Origin of the sequence: Streptomyces abyssomicinicus (assembly GCF_008974245.1) — a bacterium.
Taxonomy (GTDB): domain Bacteria; phylum Actinomycetota; class Actinomycetes; order Streptomycetales; family Streptomycetaceae; genus Streptomyces; species Streptomyces abyssomicinicus.
Genome location: NZ_BBZI01000005.1, coordinates 1,480,860 through 1,500,195, shown reverse-complemented (window position 1 = coordinate 1,500,195; position 19,336 = coordinate 1,480,860). Strand labels below are relative to the sequence as shown.

Annotated in this window: 14 protein-coding genes, 1 tRNA gene, 1 pseudogene and 1 riboswitch; of the genes and pseudogenes, 6 read left to right on the top strand and 10 right to left on the bottom strand. The window is 72.6% G+C overall.

Annotated elements, in window-relative coordinates; all coding sequences use genetic code 11:
• Window positions 1–10: 10 nt before the first annotated feature.
• From GBN72_RS06270 to GBN72_RS06265, 3 genes and pseudogenes are all read left to right on the top strand, one after another.
• Window positions 11–997, top strand: a complete 987-nt coding sequence (locus tag GBN72_RS06270) for an LLM class flavin-dependent oxidoreductase (protein ID WP_246212279.1) — start codon at window positions 11–13, stop codon at window positions 995–997.
• Complete coding sequence (locus GBN72_RS35080; RefSeq protein ID WP_246212277.1) at window positions 985–1,203, top strand: hypothetical protein; 219 nt, start codon at window positions 985–987, stop codon at window positions 1,201–1,203. Before GBN72_RS06270 ends, GBN72_RS35080 begins: the two co-directional genes overlap by 13 nt.
• A gap of 11 nt (window positions 1,204–1,214) precedes the next feature.
• A pseudogene (locus tag GBN72_RS06265) lies at window positions 1,215–2,578 on the top strand (NtaA/DmoA family FMN-dependent monooxygenase).
• A gap of 98 nt (window positions 2,579–2,676) precedes the next feature.
• On the opposite strand, the gene GBN72_RS06260 reads toward GBN72_RS06265, so the two are convergent.
• The 5 genes from GBN72_RS06260 to GBN72_RS06240 form a co-directional block, all read right to left on the bottom strand.
• Window positions 2,677–4,377, bottom strand: coding sequence for a dipeptide ABC transporter ATP-binding protein (locus GBN72_RS06260; protein ID WP_246212359.1), 1,701 nt, complete (start codon window positions 4,375–4,377; stop codon window positions 2,677–2,679).
• A gap of 62 nt (window positions 4,378–4,439) precedes the next feature.
• Window positions 4,440–5,357 carry an ABC transporter permease gene (locus GBN72_RS06255; RefSeq protein WP_151770564.1) on the bottom strand — a complete coding sequence of 306 codons (918 nt, stop codon included), beginning with the start codon at window positions 5,355–5,357 and terminating at the stop codon, window positions 4,440–4,442.
• Window positions 5,354–6,313 carry an ABC transporter permease gene (locus GBN72_RS06250; protein WP_151770563.1) on the bottom strand — a complete coding sequence of 320 codons (960 nt, stop codon included), beginning with the start codon at window positions 6,311–6,313 and terminating at the stop codon, window positions 5,354–5,356. The genes GBN72_RS06255 and GBN72_RS06250 overlap by 4 nt, the downstream gene beginning before the upstream one ends.
• 3 nt (window positions 6,314–6,316) lie before the next feature.
• Window positions 6,317–7,894: an ABC transporter substrate-binding protein gene (locus GBN72_RS06245; RefSeq protein WP_439959740.1), complete on the bottom strand. Its 1,578-nt coding sequence runs from the start codon at window positions 7,892–7,894 to the stop codon at window positions 6,317–6,319.
• A 498-nt stretch (window positions 7,895–8,392) separates the two neighbouring features.
• Window positions 8,393–8,506: riboswitch (SAM riboswitch) on the bottom strand.
• Window positions 8,507–8,548: 42 nt separating this feature from the next.
• Window positions 8,549–9,610: an LLM class flavin-dependent oxidoreductase gene (locus GBN72_RS06240; protein WP_151770561.1), complete on the bottom strand. Its 1,062-nt coding sequence runs from the start codon at window positions 9,608–9,610 to the stop codon at window positions 8,549–8,551.
• Window positions 9,611–9,928: 318 nt separating this feature from the next.
• On the opposite strand from GBN72_RS06240, the gene GBN72_RS06235 reads away from it, so the two are divergent.
• Entirely contained in the window at window positions 9,929–10,753 is an 825-nt protein-coding gene (locus tag GBN72_RS06235) for a DUF1963 domain-containing protein (protein ID WP_151770560.1), read from the top strand.
• A gap of 106 nt (window positions 10,754–10,859) precedes the next feature.
• On the opposite strand, the gene GBN72_RS06230 is transcribed toward GBN72_RS06235, so the two are convergent.
• The 4 genes from GBN72_RS06230 to GBN72_RS06215 form a co-directional block, all read right to left on the bottom strand.
• Window positions 10,860–10,933: transfer RNA gene (locus GBN72_RS06230), tRNA-Pro, on the bottom strand.
• An 87-nt stretch (window positions 10,934–11,020) separates the two neighbouring features.
• Window positions 11,021–13,417, bottom strand: coding sequence for a glycoside hydrolase family 65 protein (locus tag GBN72_RS06225; protein WP_151770559.1), 2,397 nt, complete (start codon window positions 13,415–13,417; stop codon window positions 11,021–11,023).
• Window positions 13,418–13,459: 42 nt separating this feature from the next.
• A complete protein-coding gene (locus GBN72_RS06220) occupies window positions 13,460–15,835 on the bottom strand; it encodes a phosphoketolase family protein (protein WP_151770558.1) in 2,376 nt (791 codons plus the stop codon).
• 57 nt (window positions 15,836–15,892) lie between these two features.
• Complete coding sequence (locus GBN72_RS06215) at window positions 15,893–16,798, bottom strand: universal stress protein (protein WP_151770557.1); 906 nt, start codon at window positions 16,796–16,798, stop codon at window positions 15,893–15,895.
• A gap of 365 nt (window positions 16,799–17,163) precedes the next feature.
• Here GBN72_RS06215 and GBN72_RS06205 point away from each other — a divergent pair, with 365 nt between their 5' ends.
• Together GBN72_RS06205 and GBN72_RS06200 are read left to right on the top strand one after the other, a co-directional pair.
• A complete protein-coding gene (locus GBN72_RS06205; RefSeq protein WP_151770556.1) occupies window positions 17,164–17,571 on the top strand; it encodes a YciI family protein in 408 nt (135 codons plus the stop codon).
• An 8-nt stretch (window positions 17,572–17,579) separates the two neighbouring features.
• Window positions 17,580–18,725, top strand: a complete 1,146-nt coding sequence (locus GBN72_RS06200; RefSeq protein WP_151770986.1) for an RNA polymerase sigma factor — start codon at window positions 17,580–17,582, stop codon at window positions 18,723–18,725.
• 33 nt (window positions 18,726–18,758) lie between these two features.
• Here the strand turns inward: GBN72_RS06200 and GBN72_RS06195 are convergent, their stop codons facing one another.
• A complete protein-coding gene (locus GBN72_RS06195) occupies window positions 18,759–19,271 on the bottom strand; it encodes a hypothetical protein (RefSeq protein WP_151770555.1) in 513 nt (170 codons plus the stop codon).
• Window positions 19,272–19,336: the final 65 nt, after the last annotated feature.

The following is a 19,336-nucleotide window of genomic DNA, read 5'->3' as shown; positions in this document are numbered from 1 at the left end:
GGACGCTCCCATGACTGATCACCGGACCCGCACCACCCCGCCCTCCCGCCTGCGGCTGGCCCTGGAGGCCGACGGCGCGGGCGCGCACCCCGCCGCATGGCGCCGCTCGGGCCGCCCGCCCGCCGCCCTCACGGCGCCGGGAACGCTGCGGGAGGTGGTCGCCGCGGCCCAGGACGCCGGCTTCGACCTCGTCACCCTCGCGGACGCGCCCCGGCCGCCGGCATCCGGGCCCGAGACGGTCGGCAGGCTGGAGGCCGGGACCCGGGCCGCGTACGTCTCGCGGCTGACCGACCGGATCGGTCTCGCGCCCACCCTCCAGGTGACGACCACGGAACCGTTCCATCTCGCCACCCAGCTGGCATCCCTGGACCACGCCTCGCACGGCCGGGCCGGCTGGGTGGTCGGGGCGACCGCCGACGAGGGCGATCTCGCCACCGTCGGCCGGAACCCGCTCCCCTCCCCCGCGCTGCTGCGCGAGGCCGCCGACGTCATCGACGCCGCCCGCGCCCTGTGGGACACGTGGGAGGACGACGCCGTCATCCGGGACGCGGCGACCGGCCGCTTCCTGGACCGGCGCAAGGTGCATCACATCGACTTCGAGGGTCCCTCCTTCACGGTCAAGGGCCCGCTGATCACGCCGCGTCCGCCTCAGGGCCAGCTCGTCGTCCTGGCTCCTCAGGAGCTGGATGTCGCGGCGCGCGCCGACGTGGTCCTGGTCGGCGGGCACGACGTCGACGCGGTCGCGGCACGTGCGGGCGCCGTCAGGGCCGCCGCCGTCGAGGCCGCCGCCACCGCCGCCGCGTCCGGCGGCGGATCCAGTCCCACGGACGGCCCGCCCTTGGTGTTCGCGGAGCTCGAGGTGGTCCTGGACGCGGAGGCCGGGGCGTCGAGGTTCCCGCTGCCGCCCGGCTCGCCGAGCTGGACGGGTGGGCCCCCTGGCCGGACTCCGGCAGGCTGCGGCACGTCGGCTCCCCGCGCTCCCTGGTGTCGCTGCTGACCCGGCTGGCCGACGCGGTGGACGGGGTCAGGCTGCACCCCGCCGTCCTCGCCGTCGACCTGCCGGTCCTGGCCGGGCGGGTCCTGCCCGAGCTGACGGCCGCGGGTCTGCGGCGCGCGCCACGGCCTGCCGCCACCCTGCGCGCGACCCTCGGCCTTCCCCGCCCCGTCAACCGGTTCGCCGCCGCGGCGGCCGTGAACGTCTGAGAGGGACAGCCATGACCGCACACGATCCCCGGCCGCAGCTGCACCTGGGCCTGTTCTTCGCCGGTGTCGGCCAGCAGCTGATCTGGAGCGACCCGGACGCGCCGTCGCACACGGCGATCGAGACCTTCGTCGAGATCGCCCAGGTCCTCGAGCGCGGCCTGTTCGACGCGTTCTTCCTCGGCGAGGGGCTGCGCGTCAGGGAGAACCGGGGCCAGGTCTTCGACCTCGACGTGGCCGGACGCCCCGACGCCATCACGCAGCTGTCCGCGCTCGCCGCCGTGACCGGGCGCATCGGCCTGGTGGCCACCCAGAACACGACGTACAACTACCCCGCCGATCTGGCCCGTCGGCTGGCGAGCCTGGACCTGCTGTCCGAGGGGCGGGCCGGCTGGAACATCGTCACCACCGACAACGCCTGGACGGGAGCCAACTTCCGGCACGGTGGCTGGCTCGCGCACGAGCGCCGCTACGAACGCGCGGGCCAGTTCGTCGAGGCGGCGAAGGAGTTGTGGGCGTCCTGGCCGCCCGACGGCGCCCGGCAGGGCAGCGATGCGGCGGGGCCCCTCTCCGGTCCCGCCGGCGCGGTGGAGCGGGACACCGGCCTGGTACGGCTGCGGGCCACCGCCACCGTGCCGGGCAGCCGGCAGGGCCGTCCGGTGCTGTTCCAGGCCGGGGACTCCGACGGCGGGCGTGAACTCGCCGCCCGCCACGCCGACGTCGTGTTCTCGGCCAACACCGAGTACGCGAAGGCCGTGGCGTACGCGGCCGACCTGCGCGACCGGCTCGCCCGGCACGGCCGGAGCCCCGACTCGCTGCGGATCCTGCCCGGGGCGGAGGTCGTCCTCGCGGACACCGCGGCCGAGGCCGAGGAGAAGGCGCGCTGGGTCCGCGGCGAACAGGTCAACGGCCCCCGCGCCATCGCGTTCCTCGAGCAGTACTGGGGCACGGATCTGTCCGCCTACGACCCGGACGGCCCGCTGCCGGACATCGATCCCGGCGAGGAGGAACTCGACCCGTCCCGGGGGACGATCCCGGTCGAACGGCGGTCCGGGAAGCTCGCCCTGATCCGGAAGTGGCGCGACCAGGCAGCCGAACGCGGCTGGTCCGTACGGGACCTGGTACTGGAGGTGGCGCCCGGTCATCCGTCCTTCGTCGGGACGCCCGGCGCGATCGCCGACGGACGCACTACGTCCGCAGCCGGGCCGTGGACGGCTTCAACATCGTCCCGCACCTGCTGCCCGGCTCCGTCACGGACATCGTCGACAAGCTGGTGCCCGAACTCCAGGAGCGGGGCGTCTACCGGACCGAGTACCAGGGCACCACGCTCCGCGAGCACCTGGACCTGCCGCCGCTGCCGGACATCCGGGAAGCCTGACCTCGCAGGCCCGACGGTCCCTGGCCTTCATGCCGCGCCAGGAACCGTCGGTCTTCCGCGGGCCTCCCTCTCCTTCCGGACGTCCCCGGTGGAACGCGTCAGCGGCGCGAGGCGGCCGCTCCGGTCAGACGCCCCCCGGGGATCGCCGCGAGCAGCTCGCGGGTGTACGCGTGGCGGGGCGTGGCGAACAGGTCCTCGGGCGGCCCCGTCTCCACGACCCGGCCGGCCCGCATGACGGCGACCTGGTGCGCGATCCGGCGCACGACGGCCAGGTCGTGCGAGATGAACAGGTACGCCACCCCGGTGTCCCGCTGCAACTCCTCCAGCAGCTCGAGCACTTGGGCCTGCACCGACACGTCGAGCGCGGAGACGGGTTCGTCGCACACCACCAGGTCGGGTGAGAGCGCGAGGGCACGGGCGATGGCCACGCGCTGCCGCTGTCCGCCCGACAACTCGGCCGGGCGGCGCTCCAGCGTGGCCGCGGACAGGGCGACCCGGTCCAGGAGGTCACGGACACGGGCGAGCCGGGAGGCGCGGTCGCCGACCTTGAAGGCCCGCAGGGGCTCGCTGATCACGTCGCCGATGGAGAAGCGCGGGTCGAGCGAGGCGTACGGGTTCTGGTAGACGATCTGGGCGCGTCGGCGCAGCCGTCTGAGCTGCGCGCCCTTGGCGGTGGTGACGTCCGTGCCGTCGAACAGGACCTGCCCGGAGGTCGGACGGGCGAGGCCGAGCACCAGTCGGGCGGTGGTGGACTTGCCCGAACCCGACTCCCCGACCAGGGCGAGGGTCCGCCCGCGCCGCAGGACGAGGCCGACGTCGTCGACCGCGCGCAGGGTGCGGGTCTCGCCCCCGGAACGCGGAAGCCTGAACTCCTTGACCAGGTGGCGCGCTTCGACCAAGGGGACATCCTCCGCAAAGGCCGCGGAGGCGGCCGAGGAGGACGGGGTCGCGGAGACCGGGGCCGCGGAGACCGGGGCCGCCGCGGCGACCGGGGTGCGGTGGCGGACCGAGGTCAGGCTGGGGGCTGCGGCCAGCAGTCGCCGGGTGTAGGCGTGCTGCGGGTCGGTCAGGACCGCCCGGGTCCCGCCCGCCTCCACGACCTCGCCCCCCGACATGACCACCAGCCGCTGGGCCCTGTCGGCGGCGACCCCGAGGTCGTGGGTCACCAGCAGGATCGCGGTGCCCAACTCCTCGGTGAGGCTCTGGAGATGGTCCAGGATCACCCGCTGCACGGTGACGTCGAGCGCACTGGTCGGCTCGTCGGCGATGATCAGCTGAGGCTTCGCGGCGATGGCGACGGCGATCAGTGCCCGTTGCCGCATGCCGCCGGACAGTTCGTGCGGATACTGCCGCGCCGTGAGGGCCGCGTCGGGCAGTCCGGCCCGGTCCAGCACGGCGACCGCCTCGACGGCGGCCGATCGGCGGGTGGCCAGGCCATGGATCCGCAGGACCTCCGCGACCTGCTCACCGATCCGCTTGACCGGATTGAGCGAGACCGTCGGATCCTGCGGGACGAGTCCGATCCGCGCGCCGCGCACGGTGCGCAGTTCCGCCTCCGACAGCGTGGCGAGGTCGTGCCGGCCGAAGCGGATCGTGCCCGCGTCGATCCTGCCGTTCGCCGCCAGCAGCCGGGTGACGGCGTGCGCGGTGGTGCTCTTGCCGGAGCCCGACTCGCCCACCACGGCGGTCACCTGCCCGGGCCATACGTCGAGGTCCACGCCCCGCACGGCCTGAAGGGTCTCGCCCCGGACGCGGTACGACACGGACAGTCGGCGTATCTCCAGCAGTGGTGCGGTCATGTCGTCACCGTTCTCCCCGCGCTCGCGGCCATGGCGGCCCTCACCGTCCTCACGCTTGTCCGTCATCGCTGCCGGGACCATTCGCCGTCGAGTGCCCGCGCGATGCGGTTGGCGGCCAGCACGGTCGCGGCGATCACCAGTCCGGGCAGGGCGGTCAGCCACCAGGCGTTGGCCAGGTAGTTGCGGCCGTCGGAGATCAACGTGCCCCATTCCGGGGCCGGGGGCGGCGCGCCGTAGCCGAGGAAGCTCAGCGCCGACACGGCCAGGACCGAGGCGCCGAAGTCCAGGGTGGCCAGGACGATCACCGGGCCGGCCGCGTTGGGCAGCACGTGCCGGCGCAGCACCGAGTACCAGCGGACCCCGCAGGAACGGGACGCCTCGACGTAGAGCGCCTGCCGTACCCGTAGGACCTCCGCCCGCGCCACCCGGGCGAAGGACGCGACGCTGGCGATGCCCACCGCGACCGCCACCTTCACCGTCCCGTACCCGAGGGCGGTGACGAGGGCGAGCGACAGGAACAGTGCGGGGATGGCGAGGAGGACGTCGACGAAGCGCATCAGCACGTCGTCGACCCAGCGGCCCACGAACCCGGCGAGCAGCCCGAGCAGACCGCCCACCACGAACGCGACCAGGACCGCGATCAGCGTGGCCTTGAGCGACAGCTGGGCGCCGTGGACCACTCGGGAGAAGAGATCGCGTCCCAGCTCGTCCGTGCCGAACCAGTGGCTGCCGCTCGGGGGTCGGAAGTTCTGGGACGGCACTCCCTTCAGGGGATCCTGCGAGGCGAACAGGCCCGGCCGGAAGGACGCCAGCACCACCAGTACGACGACCGCGACGGACAGCAGCAGACCGGGGCGGCGCAGCAGGAACCGCAGCGTGCGGCGGGTTCTGTCGCGGCGTTCTTGGCCCGCGGCCGGCTCCGGTGCGGCCGTCCGTGCCGGTGCGGCCTCGGTCTGGTCGTCGAGAAGACTCTGGCTCATACGGTGCTCGCCCTCCGGCCCGAAGCCACCACGATCCGCGGGTCCAGCAGCGGATAGACGAGGTCGACGAGGAGGTTGGCCGCCACGAAGATCAGCGCGCCGAACACCACCACCCCCTGGACGACCGGAATGTCCTGGGAGGTGACCGCGGCCGCGGTCACCCGGCCGAGGCCGTCCCGGGAGAAGACGGTCTCGACGACCACCGACCCGGCGACCAGTTGTCCGACCAGCAGGCCGACGACGGTCAGCGCGGGCAGCGACGCGTTGCGCAGCGCGTGCCGCAGATGGATCCGCCAGCGGCCGGCGCCCTTGGCCCGGGCGGTCTCCACATAGGCCTGGTCCAGCGCCGTGAGCAGGCTCTTGGCCAGGACCTGGGCGACCAGCGCGCCGGTGGGGACCGCCAGCGTCAGCGCCGGCAGGACCAGGCCACGCGGCCCGTCGTTGCCGAACGCCGGGAACCAGTGCAGCCGGAAGGAGAAAGCGTCGACCAGGAGCAGCCCCACCCAGAACGTCGGGACCGACACCCCGAGCGGTGGCAGCGACAGCAGTAGCTGCCGCAGCCATCGCCGGGCGGTGTACGTCGCCACCACCGCGAGGCCACCGCCGAGCACCACGGCGAGCAGCAGCGCGGTGACCGTCAGCTGCAGTGTCTGCGGCAACGCGTCGCCCAGGGTGGCGGTCACCGGGCGGCCCGTGGAGACCGCGTCACCGAAGTCGCCCCGCACCGCCCGGCCGAGGTAGTCGGCGTACTGCGCCAGCACCGGCTTGTCGAAGCCGTACTCGTGCCGCAGCGCCTCGACCTGGGCGGGGTCGACCTGTCCCGAGTCCATGCCGGCACCGGCCATCGCGGTGACCGGGTCACCCGGCAGGAAGTCCAGCACCAGGAAGGACACGGTGTACGCGGCCCACAGCACCCCGACCGCCTGCGCCAGCCGTTTGAGCACGTAGCGGCCCACGCGTCAGCCGATCCAGGTGTCGTGCAGGTGGATGCGGCTGCCCGAGTCGAAGTCGAGGTCGTGCACCTTCGTCGACACGCCCAGCTGGGTCTGGAGCTCGACCACCGGCACGTAGTACGCGTTGCGCACGAGCAACTTCTGCGCCTCGCCGACCAGTTGCCGACGCTCGGCGACGTCCGTGGCCGCCGCCTGCCGGGCCAGCACGTCGTCCAGGGGACTGGGCGGCAGCTGGTAGACGTTGGCCAGCTCGGTCGAGAAGGAGTTGCGCAGGATGTCCGGATCGGCCCGGGTCACGTTCCCCCAGATCAGGTCGAACTGACCCTCCTGGAGCGTCGCGGTGAACTGGCTGACCTGGAGCTGCTTGAGCACCACGTCGATCCCGACGGCCTTGAGCTGCTGCTGGACCAGTTCCAACGTGGGCTGGTTGGTGGCCGCGTTGGGGAACCAGCTGATGGCCAGCCTCAGCTTCTTGCCGTCCTTGGCGCGGATGCCGTCGCCGCCCGCCTTCCAGCCGGCGGCGTCCAGCAGGGACTTCGCCTTGGCCGCGTCGTGGGCGAGGTCCGGGGAGAGGTCCGTGTGGACGGGCGTGGTGTGGGACAGGACGCTGGTCGCTGGCCGGGTCCCGCTCGGGTACACGGTGTCGGCGATCTGCTGCCGGTCGAGGGCGGACACGAGCGCCTGTCGCACCTTCGTGTCCTTCAGGACGGGCAGCGCGTTGTTGATTCCCAGCCCGAACACCACGCCGGGGTTGGCCCGGCTCTGCAGGGTGGCCTGCCCGCCCTTGAGCGCGGCCTCGTCGGCCTTGGCGACGCTGCTGATCGCGTCCACCTGTCCGGACTGGAGGCTGCCGGTGCGGACACCCGCCTCGGGCACGACCTTGAACACCAGCTTGTCGAGGTACGCCTCGCCCTGCTTCGACCACAGCGAGGAGCCCCAGTCGTACCCGGTGCGCTTGGCCAGCGTGATCGACTGGTTCTGCACGTACTGCTTCAGTACGAACGGGCCGGACCCGATCACGCCTTCGCTGCACTTCTGCTGCGGCGTCCTCCTGACGCTCGCCGACGACTCGATGCCCAGCGAGTGCGTCGACGTGGCCTGGATGAACTGGGCGTTGGGCTTCTCGAACGTCACCTTGACGGTGAGGGGGTCGACCACGCGGGTGCTCTTCACACCGCTCAGATAGCCCTGGGCGAGGGTGCCCAGCGCGCCGAGTTCCGGCACCGCGTCGAAGTTGTCCTTGACCACCTGCGCGGTCAGCTCGGACCCGTCGCTGAAGGTGACACCCGGACGCAGATGGAAGGTGAACTCCGTCGCGTCGGCGTTGATGTCCCAGCTCTTGGCCAGCCAGGGGACGATCTTGCCCGTCTTCGGGTCCTGGTCGGTCAGGGAGTCCACGACCTGGCGGAGCGAGTAGATGGTGTCGTTGCTGCCGACCTGGTGAGGGTCCACGCAACCCGCGTCCGAGCCGACCGCGAAGGTCAAGGTGCCTCCGGACTTCGCCCGGCCGCCTCCCCCGCCAGGACCGTCGCCGCCCGAGCCGCAGGCGGTCAGCAGAACACCGCCGGCCAGCAGGGCCGCCATGGGCGCCCATCGAGAAGCTCTGACATTCGCACGTGCTGTCACTGCTGTTACTCCTACTCGTTTCAGCGCGCACGACCGCGCACGGGCGTGCGGCCCCGGCCGGAGGTCGGCACCGGCAGCGGGGAGCGCTCTGCAGACAGGGGCTGGGAAGGGAACGACACCGCGGACGGTGGCGGAGAGGAAACGCGCGGGACGGCGCCGGTGACGGGACGACGACCGGCGAGCCGGCCGGGATCGCCGGACGTCACCTACGCGGGTGGGCCGGGCGTGACGTACGGTCAGGCCTTACGCGCGACAGGCGTGACGGGCTGTCAGGCGTGACAGAGACAGCTCGTCGAGCGCTTCAGATCGATGTGACGTCGCCGTGCGAGGCGGGAGAACGCCGTGGCGTCCGCACCGGAACCGGTGCAGGAGGCAGTGCACGAAAGAGTGCGGGAGGCAGCCAGGTCACCACCGTGGCACATGCTGGTCCTCCCGTCTCCGGCCCCTCGTACCGGGGCCACGCGCTTGCGGGAACCGTCGTCGGTCCCGCCGGGCTTTCACCTGGAGCACCCCGTCGCGTGGAAGGGTTGCCGGTCAGCGAGCCAGGGCTTGACGCTGACGCTCAATGCCGTGCGCCATGCTACGGAGCGGTCGCGCGCCGGGTCAATGGCCTTAAGACAGAGCCTGGTTGGCCGATTGCGGCCGCACCGCCGGTTCGAGCGAACGGCTGGGCAGTTCGCGGCGGAGCACCGGGGCGATCTCGGAGAAGAACAGTTCCAGGGTGGCCGTGTGGTCGGCTGCGGCGAGGATCTCGCCGTCGACGTGGATGTGCAGCAACTCGTGCCCGAGACGCTGGTGCTGGGCGAGCACCTTCTCGATGATCTGCTGTGGGCTGCCCACGAGGACGGAGCTGCCCGCGATCCAGTCCTCCACCGTGTCGTACCGGATGGAGCCGCCGTCGAAGGTCCGGTTGACGGCGAGTCGCGCCTCGAAGACTGGCCGGTACTTGGCCACGGCCTCCTGCGAGGTGCGCGCGCCGAAGTAGCCGGCGGTGCCGGAGCCGACCAGGGCCTGCGCGGGGTCGTGGCCGTACGCCGCGAACCGGGACCGGTAGTGGTCCATGAGGTTTGCGTACCGGTCGACGGGACCGCTGCCGTTCGAGGAGAAGATCGGATCACCGTGGCGGGCGGCGAAGTCCGCCGAGGAAGGGCTGCTGCCGCTTCCGTGCCAGATCCGCAGCCTGCTCTGCAGCGGTCGGGGCAGTGCCTCGACCGCGTCGAGCGAGCGGCCCCGGGACCCCTTCCAGGTGACGTTGTCCTCCTCCCACAGGCGGCGGAACACCTCGTAGTTCTCCTGGAGAAGGCCCCACTGGTTGTCGGGGGTGACACCGAACAGCTTGGCCGAGCGGGGATAGGCGCCCTTGCCGATGATGAGCTCGAGGCGGCCGCCGGACAGGTTGTCGAGGGTGGAGTAGTCCTCGAAGGCCCGCAGCGGGTCGAGCATGCCGAGCGTGGTGACCGCGGTGAAGAGGCGGATCCTGGAGGTCAGCGCGGCGATGTGGGCCAGCAGGACGGGCGGCGCGGACGAGACGGCGGGGCGGTCGTGGCGCTCACCGATGCCGTAGGCGTCGAATCCCCATTCCTCCGCGAGTACGGCGCCGTCGACGAGTTCCTTGATCTGGAGCTCGTCGGGCTTGTCCTGGCGGGGCAGATGCGGGAGAAGGAGGAATTTCACGGTTGCCCTCCGGGGGGGGGGTGGCGGCCTCGAGCAGGGTCGCCGCGGCACCTCCGCCCAGGCCGCCGGGTCGAGGCCGCGTGCTCCTCCCGAGCATGGGAAGAGGGAGGGCGACGCGTCAACGCGCTTCCGCCGGTTTCACAGGGCTGCAATGTCCGGGTGCCACCGCGGACGCTCCCCCGAGGCAGTCGCACGGGCGGCGCGGCCTCGGCGAGATGACACGAAACGATCAGCAGCGGCGACTTCGAGCTGCCCGATCCATCGGGGCCCTCTCGGCCCGGCCCATGGGCCGGTACCCGCCCCCACTATGTTCACCGCATGAGACCCGAGATGCTCGACAGGATGAACCGGTTCCGTGAGGAGGCGCTCGCGGGCGGCGTCCCGTCGGCGGAGGTGGAGAGGTGGCTCGAGGCCGCCCGCCCCTGCGCCACCCTGGCGTCCACCGTCGACGGGCCGGTCGTGGGCCACTTCGGCGGGCCCGACCTGCTCCCCGCCGACGCTCCCCAGCTCCCGGCAGGACTGCGCCTGATCGCGATGCTGGACCTCGCCGCGCTGCCCGACGACGCGACGACTCTGGCACTGCCCCCCGACGGCCGGCTCCTCTTCTTCGCCCGACTCCATCCCGACGACCTTGGCGCTTCCGGCCGGGTGATGTACGTCCCCGCCGGCACGCCCCTCGATGAACGCCCCGGGGGCGACGGCCATGACCGGGCAGAGCTACGACTGAAGTACGACCTCTCCCTGCCGGACAACGAGGTGCTTGTCGACCCCGTCGAGCACCCGCACGCCAAGGAACTGCGCCAGGCCTGGTCGGACGTGCTGCACGAGGACGGGCACGATCGCGACGAGACGCACCTGCAGATCGACGGATACTCCAGGGACGCCTACGGCGAGGACGACCCCATCACCGCGTCCGCCGCCATGGCGGCACGGAGGGCAGGGAAGCCGGAGGGCAGGCGGGCGAGCCCGTGGGCGCGGCCTCGTCCCGACGACTGGGCGCTTCTCGCTCAATGGTATGGCGGTGCCCTGGACTTCGGTAACCTCCGCATCGGCGGTGACGTCTTCTGGACGATCGCGAGGAAGGACGTGAAGGTGCGGCGCTTCGACCAGGCGACCGTCTTGGGGTGCTTCGCAGGCCCGTGAGCCGATGTCCGATTCCGGCTGTTGCTTGTGGCGGGGATCACCGAACAGCTATGGGGCCATTTCGGATCTCCTCCGAAATGGCCCCTGCATCTGCGACTTCGTAAAGTCGGGACGACAGGATTTGAACCTGCGACCCCTTGACCCCCAGTCAAGTGCGCTACCAAGCTGCGCCACGTCCCGATGCGCAGGGGCCCCACCGCGTGGTTGCCCTGCGTGATCGTGCGGATCAAGCTTACCGTATGTGCGGGTGTGGTGGTGACCAGGCGCTCACCCGGGTACGGGCACCTCGGACTCCCGCAGGGAGACCGTGCGGGTCTCGCCGGGGGCGAGCGACTCGGTCCACTCCCCCAGGTGCACGGTGACCGGTTCCTCCGCGGCCGCGGCGACGGAGATCTCCAGCTGGTCCTGGCGCAGCCGGATCCTGACCCCCCAGTGCCCCCGGTACCGCAGGCAGAACCGGTACCGCGACATCTGCGGCAGCGGCACGGGGTCGAACCGCAGGGCCCCCGACCGGGTCTCCAGGCCCGGCAGGCACCGCTGGACCATGTCGAGGGTGCCGGCCATGGCGCCCAGGTGGATGCCCTCCCCCGTGGTGCCGCCCTGGACGTCGGCGATGTCGCCGGCCAGCGCCTCCTGGACGAACTCCCACGCCTGGGCGCGCCGGGCGCGGGCGAGCACCCAGCCGTGGACCAGGCTGCTGAGCGTCGAGCCGTGGCTGGTGCGGGCCAGGTAGTGGTCGACGGTGCGCAGCCAGGTCTCGTCGTCGAGGTCGTGGCCGAGCCGCTGGAACTGGGCGCGCAGCTCGCCCGGCGTGAAGAGGTAGCCGAGCATCAGGACGTCGGCCTGCTTGGAGGCCTGGTAACGGTTGACGGTGTCGCCCTCCGCCTCGAGGATCCGGTCGAGCCGCCGGATGTCGCCGTACTGGGCGCGGTAGCCGCGCCAGTCGAGTTCCTCGAGTTCCCCGTAGCCGGAGAACTGGCTGATGACCCCGGAGTGGAAGGGCACGTGCAGCCGGCGGGAGACGTCGTCCCAGTGCTCCAGTTCGGCGTCGTCGACGCCGGTGCGTTCGGTGATGTCGCGGCGCAGCGGTTCGGGGAGTTCGCCGAGGACGTCGAGGGCGCGGGCGATGACCCAGGAGGCGGCGACGTTGGTGTAGGCGTTGTCGTCGAGCCCGGGGCGGGTGGCGCCGGGGTAGGCCTCGTGGTACTCGTCCGGGCCGACCACTCCGCGGATGCGGTAGCGCTCCAGTTCCTTGTCGTAGGTGGCGTAGTCGGCCCAGAACCGCGCGATCTGGAGCAGCATGTCGGCGCCCTTGCCGTGCAGGAAGCCGGTGTCGCCGGTGGCCTCGGCGTAGCGCCAGACGTTGTAGGCGATGGCGGAGCCGACGTGGTACTGGAGGTGGCTGTGGTCGGGCAGCCAGCGGCCGGAGCGCGGGTTGAGGTGGAGCCGCTGGGTCTCCTCCCGGCCGTCGCTGCCGCTCTGCCACGGGTACAGGGCGCCGCGGTACCCGGCGTCGGTGGCGTTGAAGCGGGCGCGTTCCAGGCGGCGGTGGCGGTAGGTGAGCAGGGCCCGGGAGACCTCGGGGAAGTGCAGGTTGAGGAAGGGCAGCACGAACAGCTCGTCCCAGAAGACGTGGCCGCGGTACGCCTCGCCGTGCAGACCGCGCGCGGGCACGCCGACGTCGAGTTCGGCGGTGTGCGGGGACAGGACCTGGAGAAGGTGGAAGAGGTGGACCCGCAGGACCGGTCCGGCCTCGCCGGCGACGTCGAGCTCCGCGCCGCGCCACAGCTGTTCCCAGGCGGCGAAGTGGGACTCCAGCAGCGTCTCGAAGCCGCCGGCCCGTCCGACGCGGTCGAGGGCGGCGTGCACCGGGTCGCTGATGGCGGGGTCGCGCGAGGTGTGGAGGGCGACGGTCTTGTCGACGGTGACGGTGTGGCCGTCGGCGACGGAGACGCGCAGCAGCCGGGCCACGGAGGTGTCCCCCAGCTCGGTGACGATCTCCGCCGGGGCGTCGGCCTCGGTGCGGGCGGCCAGCGCGATGCGGATGTCCGAGGTGGTGGTGCGGCACCGCACCCAGGCCACGCCCTCCTCGGTGACGCCGGGCTGGACGTGGGTGAGGTGCTGGGAGGCGAGGTCCTTGTAGCGGTCGACGTTGCCGTTGGTGACGCCGGCGTCGAGCGCGGACTCGATCTCCAGCGCCCCCGACCAGCCCTCGGGGGTGAGCTCGGTGCGCAGCAGGGCCAGGTGCGGGTCGGCCATGTGCACGACGCGGAGCTGGCGGACCCGGACGGCCCGGCCGTCGGCGTCCAGGTAGCGCAGGGTGCGCTCCAGGATGCCGCGGCGCAGGTCGAGGCTCTGCCGGTACTCCTCGACGGTGTGGGTGTCGGGGGTGAACCAGTGGCCGGTGCCGGTGCGGAAGCGCAGCGGCAGCCAGTTGGGCAGGTTGACGACGTCCTCGTTGTCGACGTGCCGTCCCGCCACGTCGGAGACGAGGCGGTTGTAGCAGCCGGCCGCGTAGGTTCCGGGGTAGTGGACCCGGTCCCGGGCGCACTCGGGGACGGCGCCCCGGGTGGCGAGGTATCCGTTGCCGAGGGTGCACAGGGACTCGCGCAGCTTCTCCTGTGCCGGGTCGTAGCCCTCGTACTCCCAGGTCCACTCGCCCATGGCGCCTCCTCGGTACGTGTGGTGCGGTGGGCGGGCGGCCGGTCAGTCGTTCCAGGCCCAGTCCGCGACCTCCGGCATGTCCATGCCGGTGGCACGGATGTGCTCGTGGTGACGTGCCCTGACGTCCTCCATGCCCTGGCGCACGGCGGCGGCCCGCACGGCGAGGCCGGGTACCCGGTCGATGACGTCCATCACCAGGCGGTACCGGTCGAGGTCGTTCTGCACGACCATGTCGAACGGCGTGGTGGTGGTTCCGGCCTCCTTGTAGCCGCGGACGTGCATGTTGACGTGTCCGGCACGGCGGTAGGCCAGCCGGTGGATCAGCCACGGGTAGCCGTGGTAGGCGAAGATCACCGGCTTGTCCGAGGTGAACAGGCCGTGGAACTCGGCCTCGGAGAGCCCGTGCGGGTGCTCCTCCTTGGGCAGCAGCCGCGTCATGTCGACGACGTTGACGACCCGGACGGCGAGGTCCGGCAGGTGCCTCCGCAGCAGCTTGGCGGCGGCCAGCACCTCCTGGGTGGGCACGTCGCCGGCGCAGGCGAGGACCACGTCGGGTTCGCGGCCCTGTTCGGTGCCGGCCCATTCCCAGATGCCGGCTCCGCGGGCGCAGTGCACCTTGGCCTCGTCCATGGTGAGCCAGTCGAAGCAGGGCTGCTTGCCGGCCACGATGACGTTGACGTAGTCCTTGCTGCGGAGCGCGTGGTCGGCCACCGACAGCAGGGTGTTGGCGTCCGGGGGCAGGTAGACGCGGACCACTTCGGGGCTCTTGTTGAGGACGTGGTCGACGAACCCGGGGTCCTGGTGGGAGAAGCCGTTGTGGTCCTGTCGCCAGACGTGCGAGGTCAGCAGGTAGTTGAGGGAGGGGACGGGCGCCCGCCAGGGAAGGGAGCGGGCGGTCTTCAGCCACTTGATGTGCTGGTTGACCATCGAGTCGACGATGTGGACGAACGCCTCGTAGCAGGAGAACAGGCCGTGCCGCCCGGTGAGGTTGTAGCCCTCCAGCCATCCCTGGCACAGGTGCTCGGAGAGGATCTCCAGGACGCGGCCGTGCCGGTCGAGGTTGACGTCGACGGGGAGGGTGTCGCCCTGCCACGCCTTGCCGGTGGCGCCGAAGACGGCGGAGAGGCGGTTGGAGTCGGTCTCGTCGGGGCCGACGAGGCGGAAGTCGCGCCGGGAGGCGGTGTTCAGCATGATCTGTTCGAGCATGGCGCCGAGCACCCGGGTGGGTTCGTGGGGGCCCGAGCCGGGGCTCTCGACGGGGACGGCGAAGTCCTCGAGTGGCGGCACGGGCAGTTGGCGGGTGAGCAGCCCGCCGTTGGCGTGCGGGCCGGCGCCGAGCCGCCTGGCGCCCTCGGGCACGCAGGCCAGGACGTCGGCGACGGGGGCGCCGGTGTCGTCGAAGAGTTCCTCGGGCCGGTAGGAGCGCAGCCACTGTTCGAGGAGCACCAGGTGGTCGGGGTTGTCGCGTACGCCGGACAGCGGGACCTGGTGGGCGCGCCAGGTCCCTTCGACGGGGACGCCGTCGACCTCGGACGGGCCGGTCCACCCCTTGGGGGTGCGCAGCACGATCATGGGCCAGCGGGGGCGGTCGGTGACGCCCTCCTGGCGGGCGGTGCGCTGGATCAGCGCGATGCGGTCGAGGACCTGGTCGAGGGCGGCCGCCATGTCGCGGTGGACCTGTTCGGGGTCGGATCCGGTGACGTGGACGGGGTCGTGGCCGTAGCCGCGCAGCAGCTCGTCGAGTTCGTGCTCGGGGAGGCGGGAGAGGACGGTGGGGTTGGCGATCTTGTAGCCGTTGAGGTGCAGGATCGGGAGCACGGCGCCGTCGTGGACGGGGTCGAGGAACTTGTTGGAGTGCCAGGAGGCGGCGAGCGGGCCGGTCTCCGCCTCGCCGTCGCCGATGACGCAGGCGACGAGCAGTCCGGGGTTGTCGAAGGCGGCGCCGTAGGCGTGGGCGAGCGAGTAGCCGAGTTCACCGCCCTCGTGGATGGATCCGGGCGTCTCCGGGGCGACGTGGCTGGGCACGCCGCCGGGGAAGGAGAACTGCCGGAACAGCCTCTCCATGCCGTCGGTGTCCAGGGAGATGTCGGGGTAGGTCTCGCTGTAGCTGCCCTCCAGCCAGGAGTTGGCGACCACCGAGGGTCCGCCGTGTCCGGGCCCCCAGATCACCAGCGCGTCCAGGTCCCGCTTGCGGATCACCCGGTTCATGTGGGTGTAGACCAGGTTGAGGCCCGGGGAGGTGCCCCAGTGGCCCAGCAGCCGGGGCTTGATGTGCTCGGGGCGCAGCGGCTCGGTCAGCAGGGGGTTGGCCAGCAGGTAGATCTGCCCCGCCGAGAGGTAGTTGGCCGCCCGCCAGTGCGCGAGCAGGGTGCGCAGTTCGTCCTCGGGCAGGACGTCCTTGTACGGGGCCGTGGTCATCGGGCGACTCCATCGGTCGTCGGTCGGATCCGGTGTGCGGGGACGGCGGGCGCGTCGTCAAGGATGGGGGACCACGGCCACCGGTGCGACGGCGTGGTGCAGGACGGCGTGGGCGACCGCACCGATGCGCAGCCCGAGCGTGTGTCTGCGCAGGCGGTGGCCGACGACGACCAGGGAGGCGTTGCGGGACGCGTCGGCGAGCAGCACGGAGCCCTTGCCGGGCTCGGACTCCTGGATCACCTCCACCCGCGGGTGGGCGGCCCGCCAGGGGGCGAGCTTGCGTTCCAGCAGTTCGCTCTGCTGCCGTCGCATCCGTCCGAACGCCTCGCCCTCGACGGATCCGGCCCATTCGTAGAAGGCGGGCAGGCTGTAGCCCTGTACGGCCCGCAGGGGGGCGGAGCGGCGGGCCGCCGACTCGAAGGCGAACTCGAGGACCGCGTCGGAGGTGTCCTCGGGGTCGACGCCGACCACGACGGGCCGGTAGGGCGTGGTGTCGCTGCGTCCGCCGGACGGGTCGTCGAGGTGTTCCTCGACGGCGGACTCGCCCGCGCGGACCAGTACCACCGGGTGCTCGGCGTGGGCGATGACGCCGAGGCCGACGGAGCCCGCGATGAAGCCGCTGATCCCGCCGAGTCCGCGGGAGCCGAGGACGAGCAGGCCGTCCTGGCCGGCCTGCTCGGTGAGCACGACGGGGGCGCGGCCCTCGACTCCCTCGATGGTGACCTCCAGGCCGGGCTGCTCGCGGCGCACCGCGTCGGCGACCTGCGGTGGAACCTCGCGCCCCCAGTCCTGCCGGGTCTCCTCGGCGAGGAACGGGGCCTGTGCCAGCCGTGGCGGGGTGGGCTCGTGGACGTGCACGATCTTCAGCGGCACCGACCGCATCCGTGCCTCGCGGGCGGCCCAGTCGACGGCGGCGCGGCTCTCGGGCGATCCGTCGAGTCCGGCGACGACGGTGCGGACCATGGTGCGACCTCCGGGACGGGCGGCGGGCAGTCTCCTCCCCGAGTCTCCCGCCCGGCCCCGTCCATGACTCCCCGGACTGATCCGAACGGCTGGCGGCGCGGGCCCTCACGGCCCGGCCGGGGCCGCGGCGGGGTGGGGGGCCGCGGCGGGGCCGGGGCCGGGGATCCGGCGGGCCGGGGATCCGGCGGGCCCCGGGCCGCGGCAGGGCCGCGGGCCGCGCCGTGCGGCCTGCGCCTCCCGCCGCCCGGTCGACGCGACCGGAAATCCCGGAAGAATGTCGCCGGGACGATGTCGAGAACCCGTGACCGGCTCCGTCCCCGGGGTGAAGTGCCCGTGAGGGCCACATCGGAACCTGGGAGAACACCATGGCGAAGTACCTGCTTCTCAAGCACTACCGGGGCGCTCCGGCGGCGGTGAACGACGTGCCCATGGACCGGTGGACGCCCAAGGAGATCTCGGCGCACATCGCGTACATGAACGACTTCGCGGCCCGGCTGGAGGAGACCGGCGAGTTCGTCGACGGTCAGGCCCTCGCTCCCGAGGGGACGTTCGTGCGGTACGACGGCGAGGGGCGCCCGCCGGTCACCGACGGCCCGTTCGCGGAGACGAAGGACCTCATCGCCGGCTGGATGGTGATCGACGTCGACAGCTACGACCGCGCCCTGGAGCTGGCCGGTGAGCTGTCGGCCGCGCCCGGGGCGGGCGGGCGGCCGATCCACGAGTGGCTGGAGCTGCGCCCCTTCCTCAGCGCCCCGCCCACCGTCACCGAATGACCGCGCCGGTGGACGAGGCGCTGGTCCGCAGCCTCACACCGGGTGTGCTGGCCGTCCTCGTCCGCCGCGGAGCCGACTTCGCGGCGGCCGAGGACGCGGTCCAGGAGGCGCTGCTGGAGGCGGTCCGTACGTGGCCGGCCGGCCCTCCGCGGGATCCGAAGGGCTGGCTGGTCACCGTGGCGTGGCACCGGTACCTCGACGCCTGGCGCGCCGACGCCTCCCGCCGCCGGCGGGAGGGCCTGGCCGAGGAGGAGCCGCTGCCCGGGCCCGTGCCGGACGTGGACGACACGCTGTGGCTCTACTTCCTGTGCGCCCATCCCTCGCTGACGCCGTCGTCGGCCGTCGCGCTCACGCTGCGCGCGGTCGGCGGGCTCACCACCCGCCAGATCGCCCGGGCGTACCTGGTGCCCGAGGCGACGATGGCGCAGCGCATCAGCCGGGCCAAGCGCACGGTCTCCGGGGTGCGCCTCGACCGGCCCGGTGACGTCGCCACCGTGCTGCGCGTCCTCTACCTGGTCTTCAACGAGGGCTACTCCGGCGACGTGGACCTGGCCGCCGAGGCGATCCGGCTCACCCGGCGGCTCGCGGCCGTCGTCGACCACCCGGAGGTGTCGGGACTGCTGGCCCTGATGCTGCTCCATCACGCCCGGCGAGCCTCCCGGACGGCGCCGGACGGCAGTCTGGTGCCGCTCGCCGAGCAGGACAGGAGCCGGTGGGACACCGCGGCGATCGCCGAGGGCATCGGGATCCTGCGGGCGGCGCTCGCCCGCGACCGGCTGGGCGAGTTCCAGGCCCAGGCCGCCGTCGCGGCGCTGCACGCCGACGCGCCCACCGCGCGGGAGACCGACTGGGTTCAGATCGTCGAGTGGTACGACGAACTGGCGCGGCTGACCGACAACCCGGTGGTGCGGCTCAACCGCGCGGTGGCCGTCGGGGAGGCCGACGGACCGCGGGCCGGTCTGGCGGCCCTCGCCGCCGTCGACCCCGCGCTCCCCCGCCACACCGCGGTGGCCGCCCACCTCCACGAGCGCGACGGCGACCTGTCCACGGCGGCCCGGCTGTACGCCGAGGCGGCCCGCAAGGCGCCCTCGGCCGCCGAACGCGACCACCTGACGCGCCAGGCCGCCCGGCTCAACACCGGCCGCGGCCGCTGACGCGCCCCTCGTGGGGAAGGGGCGCCCCGGCGGTCAGGCGATGCGCGCGCAGAGGTCGTCCACCGTGGCGTGGGCCCCGGTCACGGTCTTGTGGCCGGTGGAGGCGATGTCCATCGTGTACGCCCCGTCGACGATGTAGAGCCCTCGCCCCAGTGTTCCGCCGTTCTCCGCGAAGCCGACCAGGACCGGCCCGAGCACGGCCCACAGCTGCGACCCGTCTGCCCGGTACTCGACCAGGGCGCTGCCGCCGGCGTCCGCGTCGTAGGACTTCCCGGTCTCCTCGTGGGTGACCCGCACCACCAGGTCGCCCGTGTAGGCGGCGCGCTTCACCGAACCGTCGGGGCGGGTCTCCAGGACCCGCCGGACGACCTCGTCGACCACGGGTTCGCCCCGCACCGCGAAGTCGCAACGGGCGCCGGCGGGGCTGGTCCACGGGGCGGAGGGGGCGGGCTCCCATCCTCCGGCCCGGTCCGCGGCGGAGGCCGGCACCACCGCCGCGGACAGCGTGACGGTGAGGGCGCCGAGCATGACGAGCATGCGTCGCATGGTTGCTCCTGGGATGTCGAAGGGCGGTCCTGGACGTGCGCGGCCAGCCTCACCCCGCCCGCTGA